This window comes from Curtobacterium sp. MCPF17_021, from assembly GCF_003234605.2.
Classification (GTDB): Bacteria; Actinomycetota; Actinomycetes; order Actinomycetales; family Microbacteriaceae; genus Curtobacterium; species Curtobacterium flaccumfaciens.
Window position 1 is genome coordinate 1,233,075 of record NZ_CP126252.1, and the last position, 13,187, is coordinate 1,246,261.

At 70.7% G+C, this 13,187-nt stretch carries 13 protein-coding genes; 9 read left to right on the forward strand and 4 right to left on the reverse strand.

Annotation, left to right across the window (positions count from 1 at the left end; all coding sequences use genetic code 11):
• Window positions 1–128 precede the first annotated feature (128 nt).
• Window positions 129–2,408: a polyribonucleotide nucleotidyltransferase gene (locus DEJ29_RS05910; protein ID WP_111094691.1), complete on the forward strand. Its 2,280-nt coding sequence runs from the start codon at window positions 129–131 to the stop codon at window positions 2,406–2,408.
• An 89-nt stretch (window positions 2,409–2,497) separates the two neighbouring features.
• On the opposite strand, the gene DEJ29_RS05915 is transcribed toward DEJ29_RS05910, so the two are convergent.
• Window positions 2,498–3,025: a YbhB/YbcL family Raf kinase inhibitor-like protein gene (locus DEJ29_RS05915; RefSeq protein WP_111094690.1), complete on the reverse strand. Its 528-nt coding sequence runs from the start codon at window positions 3,023–3,025 to the stop codon at window positions 2,498–2,500.
• Window positions 3,026–3,333: 308 nt separating this feature from the next.
• A complete protein-coding gene (locus DEJ29_RS05920; protein WP_110859266.1) occupies window positions 3,334–3,981 on the reverse strand; it encodes a TetR/AcrR family transcriptional regulator in 648 nt (215 codons plus the stop codon).
• A gap of 251 nt (window positions 3,982–4,232) precedes the next feature.
• Here DEJ29_RS05920 and DEJ29_RS05925 point away from each other — a divergent pair, with 251 nt between their 5' ends.
• Together DEJ29_RS05925 and DEJ29_RS05930 are read left to right on the forward strand one after the other, a co-directional pair.
• A complete protein-coding gene (locus DEJ29_RS05925) occupies window positions 4,233–5,567 on the forward strand; it encodes a M16 family metallopeptidase (protein ID WP_111094689.1) in 1,335 nt (444 codons plus the stop codon).
• An 8-nt stretch (window positions 5,568–5,575) separates the two neighbouring features.
• Complete coding sequence (locus DEJ29_RS05930; protein WP_111094688.1) at window positions 5,576–6,178, forward strand: histidine phosphatase family protein; 603 nt, start codon at window positions 5,576–5,578, stop codon at window positions 6,176–6,178.
• Window positions 6,179–6,227: 49 nt separating this feature from the next.
• Here DEJ29_RS05930 and DEJ29_RS05935 read toward each other — a convergent pair whose 3' ends face one another.
• A complete protein-coding gene (locus DEJ29_RS05935) occupies window positions 6,228–6,719 on the reverse strand; it encodes a GNAT family N-acetyltransferase (RefSeq protein WP_111094687.1) in 492 nt (163 codons plus the stop codon).
• Window positions 6,720–6,742: 23 nt separating this feature from the next.
• On the opposite strand from DEJ29_RS05935, the gene DEJ29_RS05940 reads away from it, so the two are divergent.
• Together DEJ29_RS05940 and DEJ29_RS05945 are read left to right on the forward strand one after the other, a co-directional pair.
• Window positions 6,743–7,489 (forward strand): 4-hydroxy-tetrahydrodipicolinate reductase, encoded by a 747-nt coding sequence (locus DEJ29_RS05940; RefSeq protein WP_258375921.1) that lies wholly within the window; start codon window positions 6,743–6,745, stop codon window positions 7,487–7,489.
• 14 nt (window positions 7,490–7,503) lie between these two features.
• On the forward strand, window positions 7,504–7,968 hold the full coding sequence (locus DEJ29_RS05945; protein WP_017885925.1) for a tetratricopeptide repeat protein: 465 nt from the start codon (window positions 7,504–7,506) through the stop codon (window positions 7,966–7,968).
• Window positions 7,969–7,987: 19 nt separating this feature from the next.
• Here DEJ29_RS05945 and DEJ29_RS05950 read toward each other — a convergent pair whose 3' ends face one another.
• Window positions 7,988–8,902: a TIGR01777 family oxidoreductase gene (locus DEJ29_RS05950; protein ID WP_111038871.1), complete on the reverse strand. Its 915-nt coding sequence runs from the start codon at window positions 8,900–8,902 to the stop codon at window positions 7,988–7,990.
• Between the two features lie 38 nt (window positions 8,903–8,940).
• On the opposite strand from DEJ29_RS05950, the gene DEJ29_RS05955 reads away from it, so the two are divergent.
• The 4 genes from DEJ29_RS05955 (at window position 8,941) to DEJ29_RS05970 (ending at window position 13,097) form a co-directional block, all read left to right on the forward strand.
• Window positions 8,941–9,771 (forward strand): thymidylate synthase, encoded by an 831-nt coding sequence (locus tag DEJ29_RS05955; protein WP_111094685.1) that lies wholly within the window; start codon window positions 8,941–8,943, stop codon window positions 9,769–9,771.
• On the forward strand, window positions 9,771–10,268 hold the full coding sequence (locus tag DEJ29_RS05960) for a dihydrofolate reductase (RefSeq protein WP_111094684.1): 498 nt from the start codon (window positions 9,771–9,773) through the stop codon (window positions 10,266–10,268). The genes DEJ29_RS05955 and DEJ29_RS05960 overlap by 1 nt, the downstream gene beginning before the upstream one ends.
• A gap of 125 nt (window positions 10,269–10,393) precedes the next feature.
• Entirely contained in the window at window positions 10,394–11,371 is a 978-nt protein-coding gene (gene dapA / locus DEJ29_RS05965; RefSeq protein WP_017885921.1) for a 4-hydroxy-tetrahydrodipicolinate synthase, read from the forward strand.
• Window positions 11,372–11,420: 49 nt separating this feature from the next.
• Window positions 11,421–13,097, forward strand: a complete 1,677-nt coding sequence (locus DEJ29_RS05970) for a ribonuclease J (RefSeq protein ID WP_111094683.1) — start codon at window positions 11,421–11,423, stop codon at window positions 13,095–13,097.
• The last annotated feature ends 90 nt before the right edge of the window (window positions 13,098–13,187 follow it).

Here is a 13,187-nt window from a genome sequence, read left to right on the forward strand (position 1 = left end):
TCGCGGGCCGGAACGGTTTCCCGAGTGCTTCTACTGCTGGCCAGACATGCGTCCGGAACGATCGGCGCGCACGCACCATCGAGTGCCGTCGCCATGGCCTGCCGGAAACACATCAAGGAGGCGCCCTTTTGGAGGGTCCCGAGATCAAGTTCGCCGAAGCCGTCATCGACAACGGCAAGTACGGCAAGCGCACCGTCCGGTTCGAGACCGGTCGGCTCGCACAGCAGGCCCAGGGCGCGGTCGCCGCGTACCTGGACGAGGAAACGATGCTCCTCTCGGCCACCAGCGCCGGCAAGCACCCGCGTGAGGGCTTCGACTTCTTCCCGCTGACCGTCGACGTCGAGGAGCGTTCCTACGCCGCCGGCAAGATCCCCGGTTCGTTCTTCCGTCGTGAAGGCCGTCCGTCGACCGAGGCCATCCTCGTCTGCCGTCTGATCGACCGGCCGCTGCGTCCGTCGTTCGTCGACGGCCTCCGCAACGAGGTGCAGATCGTCATCACCGTCCTGAGCATCGCTCCGGACGAGTTCTACGACGCGCTGGCGATCAACGCCGCGTCCGCGTCGACGCAGATCTCCGGTCTGCCGTTCTCCGGCCCGATCGCCGGTGTGCGCCTCGCGCTGATCGGTGACCAGTGGGTCGCGTTCCCGAAGGCCTCGCAGCTGGCCGAAGCCGTGTTCGACCTCACCGTCGCCGGCCGTGTCGTCACGGACGAAGCGGGCAACGAGGACGTCGCGATCATGATGGTCGAGGCCGAAGCCACCGAGCACGCCTGGGACCTCATCCAGGGCGGCGCCACCAAGCCCGACGAGGCCGTCGTCGCCCAGGGCCTCGAGGCGGCGAAGCCGTTCCTGAAGTCCCTCGTCGACGCGCAGGCCAAGCTCGCCGCGCAGTCGGCCAAGGAGATCCAGGACTTCCCGGTCTTCCCGCCGTACGCGCCCGAGGTCTACTCGGCCGTGGAAGCCCTCGCGCTCTCCGAGCTCGGTGACGTCTACAAGATCGCCGCCAAGACCGAGCGCCAGGACGCCGACGACGCGCTCAAGTCGCGCGTCAAGGAGGCCATCGCGTCGCAGGTGGCAGCGGGCGAACTCCCCGAGGTCGCCAACTCGCAGGTCAGCGCCGCCTACAAGTCGGTCACGAAGAAGGTCGTCCGCGGCCGCATCCTGACCGAGCAGATCCGCATGGACGGCCGCGGCCTCGCCGACATCCGTCCGCTCGACGCCGAGGTCGCCGTGATCCCGCGCGTCCACGGTTCGGCGATCTTCCAGCGCGGCGAGACGCAGATCCTCGGCGTCACCACGCTGAACATGCTCAAGATGGAGCAGCAGATCGACTCGCTGTCGCCCGTCACGAAGAAGCGCTACCTGCACCACTACAACTTCCCGCCCTACTCGACCGGTGAGACCGGCCGCGTGGGTTCGCCGAAGCGTCGCGAGATCGGGCACGGCTTCCTCGCCGAGCGCGCCCTCGTGCCGGTGCTGCCGTCGCGTGACGAGTTCCCGTACGCCATCCGTCAGGTCTCCGAGGCACTGAGCTCCAACGGCTCGACCTCGATGGGTTCCGTCTGCGCCTCGACCCTGTCGCTGCTCAACGCCGGTGTGCCCCTCAAGGCCCCGGTCGCCGGCATCGCGATGGGCCTCGTGTCCGACACCGTCGACGGCCAGACCCGCTACGCGGCCCTGACCGACATCCTCGGTGCGGAAGACGCCCTCGGCGACATGGACTTCAAGGTCGCCGGTACCTCGGAGTTCGTCACCGCGATCCAGCTCGACACCAAGCTCGACGGCATCCCGTCGACGGTGCTCGACGCCGCGCTCAAGCAGGCCAAGGAGGCCCGCTCGGCCATCCTCGGTGTGCTGAACGAGGCCATCGACGCCCCCGACGAGATGGCGGACACCGCTCCTCGCGTCATCTCGGTGCAGATCCCCGTCGACAAGATCGGCGAGCTGATCGGCCCGAAGGGCAAGACGATCAACGGCATCCAGGACACCACCGGTGCCGACATCTCGATCGAGGACAACGGCACCGTCTACATCGGCGCCGTCGACGGTCCGTCGGCCGAGGCCGCTCGTGCCCAGGTCAACGCGATCGCGAACCCGACCAACCCGGAGATCGGGGACCAGTTCCTCGGCACCGTCGTGAAGATCGCCACCTTCGGCGCCTTCGTGTCGCTGCTCCCGGGCCGTGACGGTCTGCTCCACGTCTCCGAGGTCCGCAAGCTTGCCGGTGGCAAGCGTGTGGAGAACGTCGAAGACGTGCTCGGCGTCGGCCAGAAGGTCCTGGTCGAGGTCACCAAGGTGGACGACCGCGGCAAGCTGTCGCTCGCGCCGGTCGTGGCCGACGAGACCGAGGGTGACTCCACCTCGGCCGAGACGGTCCGCGCCCACGCCGAGGACCCGGCCGAGGGCTGATCCTCTCCGCGTCCTGACGCACGAACGGCCGCCGTCCCCTCCGGGGCGGCGGCCGTTCGCCGTTGCAGGGCAGGTGCCACGCGTGCCGGTCAGGCCGCGGGGGTCTCCTGCGTGCCCACGAGCTGCGCGCGCCCGAGCAGGTGCCCGCGGAGCATGAAGCCCACGACCGCGGGGGTCGCGTCGGCGGGGACCTCGAGCACGGGGACGTCGAGGGCGCTCAGCGTGAAGAAGTAGCGGTGCACACCGTGGCCCGCGGGCGGAGCAGCCCCGAGGAACGTGTCCGTGCCGAACTCGTTGCGGCGGCGGAGTGCCTCCGCGGGCAGCAGGGCGTCATCGGTACCGGCGCCTGCGGGGAGCGACGTCGCCGAGCCCGGGATGTCCGTCAGGCTCCAGTGCCAGAAGCCGGAGCCGGTCGGGGCATCGGGGTCGTAGACGGTCAGGACGAAGCTCTTCGTGCCTTCGGGCGCGTCCGACCACTCGAGTGCGGGGGAGCGGTCCTCACCGCCGACGTCGGAGCCGCGTGCCGAGGTGGGCAGCTCGCCTCCGTCGGTGAAGTCGGGGCTCGTCAGGGTGAAGGACGGGACGTCGGGCAGGTTCCAGTTGGGGTCGTTGGCCATGCCTCCAGCCAACACCCGCCGGCTCGGGCTGCGCTCGGTGCGCGCGCGGGGCTGTGGGAGTTCGCACGTGACGGCCTGGAGGCGCGGTGCGGGCCCGCCACGGGCCTCCCGTCCGGCCGCGGTCGCCTCGACCGCCCCACGAAAGCGACACATGTGCGTCGCGCGGGTGCGTCGGTGCCGCGAAGGCGACAGGATGCCGCGAACTGTTCGCGGTGATCTGTCGCTTTCGCGAAAGCGACAGTGACAGCCGACAGCCGACAGCCGACAGCCGACAGCCGACGGCGACAGCGCTGGCGGCGAGCCGGGCGTCAGCCCGCGAGCACCCGGTCGACCACGCGGTTGAGCGCAGCGGTGGCGGCGATCGCGTCACCGGCGTACGCGCCGGCCATCGCACCGTCGCGCGCGAGCATGAGCTCGTCGGCGCCGTCGCCGGGCAGGGGGTGTCCGGCCTCCTGCAGCAGGGTCGCCAGCCGTTCGGTGTACCAGTCGCGGTGCACGGCGACCACCTGGCGGACCGGGTCGCGCGGGTCGTGGTACTCGGCGGCGGCGTGCAGGAACGCGCAGCCGCGGAACGCCGGGTCGTTGACGTCGTCGGCCAGTGCGGCGACCCACGCACGCACGGCACGGTCGGGGGAGCCAGCATCGGCGATCAGCTGCTCCATCCGCTCCTGCACGCGCTCGTGCTGGGTGCGGATGTAGGCGAGGATCAGGTTGTCCTTCGACCCGTAGTGCTTGTAGAACGTCGCCTTCGTGACGCTCGCCTCGGAGATGAGGCGGTCGACGCCGACGCTGTGGATGCCCTCTTCGTAGAAGAGTCGCGTGGCGGTCTCGAGGACACGGACCTTCGCGCCGCCGGAGCGGGGAGTCGGGGGGACGCTCGACCCGTCCGGCGACGCGAGGTTCGTGCTCGGGCCGGGGAGACGCTGGACGGCCGGTTGGGGGGAATCGACCGTCACAGCGTGTACTCCTCGGACTCATCGGCTCCGCGACCGGAGTGGGGGGACTCGGTGGTCGCGCAGGACTGATGTCCCGAGCCGCCGGATCGGAACTTAGGGGGGCTTTCGATCCGGCGTGACCAACAGTAGCACAAGGAGGACAGACAGACGAGTCGGTCTGTCCACATTTTCTGTACCCCACTTCGAGTGGCACGCGACCGAGACCGGAAAACTGGGCGGGAGGCATCGACGGATCAGTAGGCTCGTCTGCGATGAACCAGCCAGTGCCACTGCCGCTCGGGGCCCCGGACACGTCGTTCCTGACGTCCGGCGGGGCCTTCGTCCGTCGCACCGTGCTGCCCTCGGGTGTCCGTGTGCTGACCGAGGCGGTGCCGGGTGCCGCGTCGACGAGCATCGGGTTCTGGGTCGGCGTCGGTTCGCGTGACGAGCGCGACGGGCAGTTCGGGTCGACCCACTTCCTCGAACACCTGCTCTTCAAGGGCACCGAGACCCGATCGGCGCTCGACATCGCCATCGCGTTCGACTCGGTCGGCGGTGAGCACAACGCCGCGACCGCCAAGGAGTACACCTGCTACTACGCACGGGTCCGGGACACCGACGTCCCGATGGCCGTGAACGTCATCGGTGACATGGTCACCGGTTCGGTGCTCGAACCGGACGCCTTCGCCGTCGAGCGCGGGGTCATCCTCGAAGAACTCGCGATGGCCGCCGACGACCCGGCCGACGTCGCGGGCGAGGCGTTCTTCGCCGCGGCCTTCGGCGGACACCCCCTGGGCCGTCCGATCGGCGGGACCCCGGACAGCATCCGTGCGGTCCAGCGCGACGAGGTGCTGGCCCACTACCGCGAGCACTACGCGCCGAACGGCATCGTCGTGACCGCTGCCGGGGCCGTCGACCACGACCGGTTCTGCGAACTGGTCGACGGCGTCTTCCACGACGCCCCGGATGCCGAGCCGCTGCCTCGCCGCACGCCCGAGACCGTGGCCGACCCGGTCGAGGCGAAGCTGTCCGTGGTGCACCGCCCGACCGAGCAGGTCAGCATGCTCCGCGGCTCGCAGGGCCTCGACCTGCGCGACGACCGCCGTCCCTCGCTCAGCGTCCTGAACGCCGTGCTCGGTGGGGGCATGAGTTCGCGCCTGTTCCAAGAGGTCCGCGAGCGCCGCGGTCTGGCCTACGCGGTGTCGTCGTTCGCCCCCGCGTACCTGGACAACGGTGCCTTCGGTGTCTACGCCGGCTGCGCGCCGGACAACGTCGCCGGCGTCATCGACATCGTCGACGCCGAGTTCCGCCGGATGGTCGACAACGGCATCACCGACGACGAGCTCCGACGTGCCAAGGGCCAGATCGAGGGCGCGCTGACGCTCTCGCTCGAGGACTCCGACGCCCGCATGACCCGGCTCGGCCGTTCCGAGCTCGGCACCGGCGAGTACACCGACCTGTCGACGGCACTCGAGCGTGTCGACGGTGTCACGACCGACGGCGTGCTCGAACTCGCGCGCGACCTGCTCACCCGGCCGACGATCACCTCGGTCGTCGGTGCCGTGCAGCAGGACGAACTCGCCGCGGCCATCGGGATCGGCAGCTGAGCACGGACATGTCGCACTACCTGTACCTCGTCCGGCACGGCGAACACCAGGACGCCGAACACGGCCTGCGGGACGGCAAGCTCTCCGAACGCGGCAAGCGCCAGGCGACCCTGATCGCGGACCGTCTCGGCGGTGTGCCCTTCGACGGCGTCTACCACTCGCCGCTCGAGGCCCCGAGCGAGACCGCCGCGTTCCTGTCGCAGCGCCTGTTGTCGATCCAGCCCGAGCCCTCGACACTGCTGTTCGACTGCATCCCCTCGGGCCCGACCCCGGACATGCCGCACGCCTACCAGGGCTGGTACGGCGGCATCACCGAAGAGGAGATCGTCGCCGGGCAGGCCCAGATGGGCGACGCCGTGTCGGAGTGGTTCACGCCGGCGCGCGAGGACCGGCACGACCTGCTGATCACCCACAACGCCGTGATCGGCTGGTTCGTGCGCGAGGCGTTCCAGGCCCCCGAGTGGCGCTGGATGGGCACGAACGTCGCCCACACCGCGCTCACGATCATCCGGATCCGGTCGGCGAAGCCCGCCGAGGTCGTCACGCTGAACGACCTGGCCCACCTGCCGGTGGAACTGCGCACGGGTCTGCCCGTCGACCAGCCCGTCTAGCGGCTGCCCGTCCGGTCCGCGGCGGCGCGGCCGGGAGGCCCGTGGCGGCTCAGACGATCGGCTTGCGGTACCAGGCGGTCGCGTTCGGGTTGTCGTTGAACGGCTCGACCCGCTGGTACCCGCGGCCGCGGTACATCGCGCCGGCCGCCACGAGCGAGTCGTTCGTGTCGAGGACGATGCTCGTCGCGCCGAGGTCCGCCCCGGCCCGCTCGAGCAGGTCCATCACCGCCGTCGCCACGCCCGTGCCGCGCCCGGCCGGCGCCACGAAGACGTGCTTGACCTCGAACCGGACGTCGACGGCACCGGTCGCGTCGACGCCGTCCGCGATCCGACGGATGCCGCCGCAGCCGACCGCGACGTCGTCGTCGTACGCCACCGCGAACACCCCGTTCGGCGGCGTGAACTCGGCCGCGGGGGTGCGCTTCCGCGAGTACGTGCCCTGCTTGCTCGGGAACGTCGCCTCGCGCTCGTCCAGGTACGCGTCGAGCAGCGCGTCGACCTCGGGCAGATCGGCCGGCACGGTCCTGACCTCGACTGACATGCGTCGATCCTAGGATGGACCGCATGGTCACTCCCGTCGCCGTCGTCGGCGCCACCGGTCGTCTCGGGGGCCTCGTGGCGTCCGTCGTCGAGGAACTCCCGGAGTTCGAGCTCGTCGCCCGCCTGTCGTCGAAGGACGGCGCGCACGAGGCGCCGCCGTCGGTCTTCGGCGGCGCGGTCCTGGTGGTCGACGTGACGGTGCCGTCGCTCAGCCCGGCGATCGTGGAGAACGCGCTGTCGAGCGGCGCGAACGTGCTCGTCGGCACCTCCGGCTGGTCGCTCGACCGGCTCGCGAAGCTCCGCACCGGGCTGCGGGAACGCCCGGACCAGGGGGTGCTCGTGGTCCCGAACTTCTCGATCGGCTCCGTGCTCGGCACCCACCTGGCGACGATCGCGGCACCGTGGTTCCCCGCCGCCGAGATCGTCGAGACCCACCACGCCGGCAAGATCGACTCGCCCTCGGGCACCGCGGTGCGCACCGCCGAGCTGATGGCCGACGCGCGGCGCGAGGTCGGTCCCGTGGACGCCCCCCACGTCGACCAGCGCGCCCGCGGCCAGCAGGTCGCCAGCGTGCCCATCCACTCGCTCCGCCTGCCCGGGGTGAAGGCCGTGCAGGACGTCGTGCTGAGCGGCCCCGGCGAGACGCTGACGATCCGGCACGACACCAACGACGACGTCGCCTACGTCGCCGGCATCCGTGCGGCGCTGGCGAACGTGGTGTCGGCGCGCGGCCTCACCGTGGGCCTCGGCAGCGTCCTCGGCATCGGCTGACCGCCGTGGGTCGGATGGAGCGGGCCGGACGCACGATCCGCTCGCCGTTCTGGGGTGCAGCGCTGATGGCGGTGCTGCTCGCCCTGTACATCGTGCTCGTCGGGCAGCGCGCCGTCGCCTTCATCGCGACCGGGATCCCGATCGGCATCGGCATCGGCGTCGCGCTGTTCGTCGTCGCCGCGATCGGGGCGCTCCTGCTCGTGCTGGAGTTCCGCTTCGGCATCCGCATCACCCGACTCGGCGCGCGGCTCGAGGCCGAGGGCGGCACCCCGGACGACGTCGTCCCGGTGCGACCGTCGGGCCGGCCGATCCGCGACGCCGCCGACGAGCTGTTCCCGCGGTACCGCGACGCGGTCGAGCAGGACCCGGCCGACTGGCGTGCCTGGTACCGGCTCGGTGTGGTCTACGACGCCGCCGGTGACCGCAAGCGCGCGCGTTCGGCGATGCGCACCGCCCTGGCGCGCGCCGCCGACCGCTGACCCCGGGGCCGGAGGCGGATCAGAAGACGGCGTCGATCGCGTCCGCCGCCTGCGTGTACCGGAACGTGTAGCCGGACTCGAGCAGCTTCGTGGGGACCATCCGCTGACTCGACAGGAGCATGTCGTCGGCGGCGTCCCGCAGCGCCAGGCGCAGGGCGAACTCGGGGATCCGGAAGAGGTACGGGCGGTGCAGGACCTCGGCGACGTGCTTCGTGATGCGGTCGGCCACGACGGGCTCGGGGCCCGCCAGGTTCACCGGGCCGGACACGTCCGGTGCCGCGGTCGCCAGGTGCACGATGGCGCCGACCTCGTCCTCGAGCGCGATCCACGGCCAGTGCTGGCCGCCGGTGCCCAGCCGGCTGCCGACGCCGAGCTTCGTCAGCGGGACGAGCGGCGCGAGCGCACCGCCGCCCTTGCCGATGACGATGCCGGTGCGGAGCGTGACGACCCGGACCCCGGCGGGAGCGGCGTTCGCGGCGGCTTCCCACGCGGTGCAGACGTCGGCGAGGAAGCCCGTGCCCGCGGCGGCGTCGTCCTGCAGCACGTCGGCCGGGCGATCGCCGTACACGCCCGAGGCCGAGCCCGACAGGAACAGCGCCGGGGGAGTGGCGGCGTGCCGCATCGCCTCGACCAGGGTGTCGGTGGCGTCGATGCGCGAGCTGCGGATCTCCTTGCGGTACGCGTCCGTCCACGGCAGCTTGCCGATGTTCGCGCCGGCCAGGTTGATCACCACGTCGGCACCGTCGAGGATCGCCGGATCGAGCGGACGCCGCCCCGGTGCCCAGCGGAACTCGGTCGCGGTGCGCGCTTCGCGGCGGACGAGCGTGGTGACGTGGTGCCCCGCCTCGCGCAGGGCGCGGACGAGGGGCGTCCCGATGAACCCGGACGAGCCGGCCACCAGGATCGAGAGCGGTTGTTCCGTCGTGTCGGGCATGCCCGCAACGCTACTCACACCGACGTAGGCTTCTGTGTGTGACCGACAGCGAGACCGTACAGCCCGACGCCTCCGTCCCGACGCCCTACGAAGACCTGCTCCGCCGGGTCCTGACGGAGGGCTCGCCGAAGGGTGACCGCACCGGCACCGGCACCCGGAGCCTGTTCGGCGCACAGCTCCGCTACGACCTGTCGAAGGGCTTCCCCCTCGTCAGCACCAAGCGCGTGCACTTCAAGTCGGTCGCGTACGAGCTCCTCTGGTTCCTCCGTGGCGAGGGCAACGCCACCTGGCTGCAGGAGCACGGTGTCCGGATCTGGAACGAGTGGGCGGACGCCGACGGCGACCTCGGCCCGGTGTACGGCGTGCAGTGGCGCTCGTGGCCGACCCCCTCGGGTGAGCACGTCGACCAGATCGCCCAGGTCATCGAGCAGATCAGGACGAACCCGGACAGCCGTCGGCTCATCGTCTCGGCGTGGAACGTCGCCGACGTGCCGGACATGGCGCTCGCCCCGTGCCACGCCTTCTTCCAGTTCTCCGTCAACGACGGCAAGCTCTCGTGCCAGCTCTACCAGCGGAGCGCCGACATGTTCCTCGGCGTCCCGTTCAACATCGCCTCGTACGCGCTGCTGACCCACATGATCGCGGCGCAGACCGGGCTCGAGGTCGGCGACTTCGTCTGGACCGGCGGCGACTGCCACATCTACGACAACCACGTCGAACAGGTCGAGGAGCAGCTGTCCCGCACGGCGTACCCGATGCCGACGCTCGAACTCGCACCGCGCGACTCGATCGACGACTACGAGTACGAGGACTTCACCGTCGTCGGTTACGAGCACCACCCGGCGATCAAGGCCGCGGTCGCCGTCTGATGATCGGCATGGTCTGGGCCCGCTCGACCACCGGCGTCATCGGTGCCGACGGCGGCATGCCCTGGCACGTGCCCGAGGACCTGGCGCACTTCAAGCAGGTCACCGGCGACGCGACCGTGCTGATGGGCCGGCGCACCTGGGAGTCCCTGCCCGAGCGCTTCCGGCCGCTGCCCGGTCGGCGCAACGTCGTGCTCACCCGGGACACGACGTGGACGGCAGACGGCGCCGAGGTCGTGCACGACCTACAGGCCGAACTCGAGCGTGCCGAGGGCGCCGAAGAGACCGTGTGGGTCATCGGCGGCGGTCAGGTCTACGCCGCCGCACTCGACGCGGCCGACCACGTCTCCGAGACGCTGATCGACGTCGACGTGCCCGGCGACACCGTCGCACCCACGCTCGACGAGGCGGCCGGCTGGACGCTCGCCGACGAGGGCCCGTGGCAGGAATCCCGCACGGGCACCCGCTACCGGTTCCTGGAGTGGCAACGCCGCGCCTGAGCGCCCGCACGCGCCGGGCGTGACCGGCGGGACGGACGTGATCCGGGCCTCCCGGCCGCGCCGCAGGCTGTCCACCGTCCACACGGACGGCGGTCCTCGCGCGCATCCCCGGTACGCTGGTGCCCGTGTCCCCGCGTGAGAATCCCTTCGGTCAGGTCCTCGTCGCCCTCGTGACCCCGTTCACGGCCGACGGCGAGGTCGACTGGCCCGGCGTCGAGCAGCACATCGACGACTGCATCACCGCCGGCGCCGACGGCATCGTCGTCACCGGCACGACCGGCGAGACGTCGACGCTGACCGACCCGGAGAAGCTCCGTCTGGTCGAGGTCGGCAAGTCCGTCGCCGCCGGCCGCGCGAAGATCATCACGGGCGGTGGCTCGAACGAGACCGCGCACGCGATCCACCTGTACAAGCAGAGCGAGAAGGCCGGCGCGGACGGCGTGATGATCGTCACGCCGTACTACAACAAGCCGACGCAGTCGGGTGTCCTCACCCACTTCCGGATGATCGCGGACGCCACCGACCTGCCGGTGATCCTGTACGACATCCCGGGCCGCACCGGCATCCCGATCACGTACGACACGATCCTGCGTGCGTCCAAGCACCCGAACATCCTGGCCGTGAAGGACGCCAAGGGCGACTTCGCCGAGGTCTCGCGGGTGCTGAACAACACCGACCTCATGTACTTCTCCGGCGACGACACGAACGTGCTCCCGCACCTGTCGATCGGCGCCACCGGCCTGATCGGCGTGACCGCGAACATCACGAGCGCGCCGTACCGCACCATCGTCGACGCCGTGAACCGGGGCGACCTGGCCACCGCGACGGCCGAGCACAAGCGACTCGAGCCGCTCGTCCGCGCCGTGATGACGCACGTTCCCGGTACCGTGGCCGCCAAGTACATCCTGCACGGGCTCGGCCGCATCGGCAGCCCGCGTGTCCGACTGCCGCTCGTCGGCCCCGAGGACTCCGAGGCGTACGCCATCGAGACCTCCCTCGAAGCCGTGCGCGACGTGCCCGGCGCCGACTTCTCGAACTTCCGCCCCGACCGCAACGCGGCGGCCGGCGGTGCACTACCGAAGGTGCCAGGCACCACCCGCTAGCGAACACCGCGGCGCGCAGCACGCGCGTCGCCCGAATCCGTAGGACCGAATGCCCACACAGATCTCCGAACCGCAGCCGCTCGAAGCCGGCACCCTCCGCGTCGTCCCCATCGGGGGCCTCGGCGAGATCGGTCGCAACATGACCGTCTACGAGTACGAGGGCAAGCTGCTCATCGTCGACGCCGGCGTGCTGTTCCCCGAGGAGCACCAGCCCGGTGTCGACCTGATCCTGCCGGACTTCTCGCCGATCCGTGACCGCCTCGACGACGTCCTCGGTGTCGTGCTCACGCACGGCCACGAAGACCACATCGGCGCCGTCCCGTACCTGCTCAAGCTCCGCGACGACATCCCGCTGATCGGCTCCACGCTGACCCTCGCGCTCGTCGAGGCGAAGCTCAAGGAACACCGGATCAAGCCGTACACGCTCGTCGTGGCCGAGGACCAGACCGAGCAGATCGGCCCGTTCCACCTCGAGTTCGTCGCCGTGAACCACTCCATCCCGGACGCCCTCGCCGTCGCGATCACGACCCCCGCCGGTCGTGTGCTGCACACGGGTGACTTCAAGATGGACCAGCTCCCGCTGGACGACCGCATCACCGACCTCCGTGCGTTCGCCCGTCTGGGCGAGGCCGGCGTGGACCTGTTCCTGCCGGACTCCACGAACGCCGACGTGCCGGGCTTCACCGCTCCGGAGCGCGACATCGGCCCGGTGCTCGAGAACATCATCATGCGCGCCCGCAAGAAGGTCGTCGTGGCGAGCTTCTCGTCGCACGTGCACCGCGTGCAGCAGGTCCTCGACGCCGCCGCGGCCGGGAACCGCAAGGTCGCGTTCATGGGGCGCTCGATGATCCGCAACATGACGATCGCCGCCGACCTCGGGTACCTGCGGGTGCCGGAGAACGTGCTCATCGACACGAAGAAGGCGAAGAACGTCCCCGACGACCAGATCGTCTACATGTCGACCGGGTCGCAGGGTGAGCCGATGGCCGTCCTGGCCCGCATGGCGAACCTCGAGCACCAGATCGAGATCGGCGAGGGCGACACCGTCATCCTCGCGTCGTCGCTCATCCCGGGCAACGAGAACGCCGTGTACCGCGTCATCGACGGGCTGACCAAGCTCGGTGCGAAGGTCGTGCACAAGGGCAACGCGAAGGTGCACGTCTCCGGACACGCCTCCGCCGGCGAGCTGCTCTACTGCTACAACATCCTGCGGCCGCGCAACGTGCTCCCCGTCCACGGCGAGCACCGCCACCTGTACGCGAACGCCGACCTGGCGATCCAGACGGGTGTCCCGCCGCGCAACGTGATCCTCGGGCAGGACGGCATCGTCGTCGACCTGAAGGACGGCGTCGCGACGGTCGCAGGCCAGCTCGACATCGGCTACGTCTACGTCGACGGCTCCACCGTCGGCGAGATCACCGACGCCGACCTGAAGGACCGCCGCGTCCTGGCGGAAGAGGGCTTCATCTCGATCTTCTGCGCGGTGGACTTCACCACCGGGCAGTGCGTGATCGGCCCGGAGATCCAGTCGCGTGGCTTCGCCGAGGACGACTCCGTGTTCGACGACGTCCGCCCGCAGATCGCCAAGGCGATCTCCGAGGCCGCGGCCAACGGCACGCGCGACTCGCACGCCTTCGCGCAGGTCGTCCGTCGCACGGTCGGTCGCTGGGTGAACACCAAGCACCGCCGTCGTCCGATGATCGTCCCGGTGGTCATCGAGGCGTAGGGCCCGTTCGCAGGGTGGGCGCGCGTTCGCGTCCGTCCGGCCCGGGAGGCCCGTCCAGCGTCCGTCACGGACGCTGCGGCGGGCCTTCCT

What these genes read in the sequence shown, in the direction of transcription:
- DEJ29_RS05970 (WP_111094683.1), top strand. Translation starts at nt 11,421, where the DNA reads ATGCCCACACAGATCTCCGAACCGCAGCCGCTCGAAGCCGGCACCCTC.
- DEJ29_RS05940 (WP_258375921.1), top strand. Translation starts at nt 6,743, where the DNA reads ATGGTCACTCCCGTCGCCGTCGTCGGCGCCACCGGTCGTCTCGGGGGC.
- DEJ29_RS05925 (WP_111094689.1), top strand. Translation starts at nt 4,233, where the DNA reads ATGAACCAGCCAGTGCCACTGCCGCTCGGGGCCCCGGACACGTCGTTC.
- DEJ29_RS05935 (WP_111094687.1), bottom strand. Translation starts at nt 6,719, where the DNA reads ATGTCAGTCGAGGTCAGGACCGTGCCGGCCGATCTGCCCGAGGTCGAC.
- DEJ29_RS05960 (WP_111094684.1), top strand. Translation starts at nt 9,771, where the DNA reads ATGATCGGCATGGTCTGGGCCCGCTCGACCACCGGCGTCATCGGTGCC.
- DEJ29_RS05945 (WP_017885925.1), top strand. Translation starts at nt 7,504, where the DNA reads ATGGAGCGGGCCGGACGCACGATCCGCTCGCCGTTCTGGGGTGCAGCG.
- DEJ29_RS05950 (WP_111038871.1), bottom strand. Translation starts at nt 8,902, where the DNA reads ATGCCCGACACGACGGAACAACCGCTCTCGATCCTGGTGGCCGGCTCG.
- DEJ29_RS05930 (WP_111094688.1), top strand. Translation starts at nt 5,576, where the DNA reads ATGTCGCACTACCTGTACCTCGTCCGGCACGGCGAACACCAGGACGCC.
- DEJ29_RS05915 (WP_111094690.1), bottom strand. Translation starts at nt 3,025, where the DNA reads ATGGCCAACGACCCCAACTGGAACCTGCCCGACGTCCCGTCCTTCACC.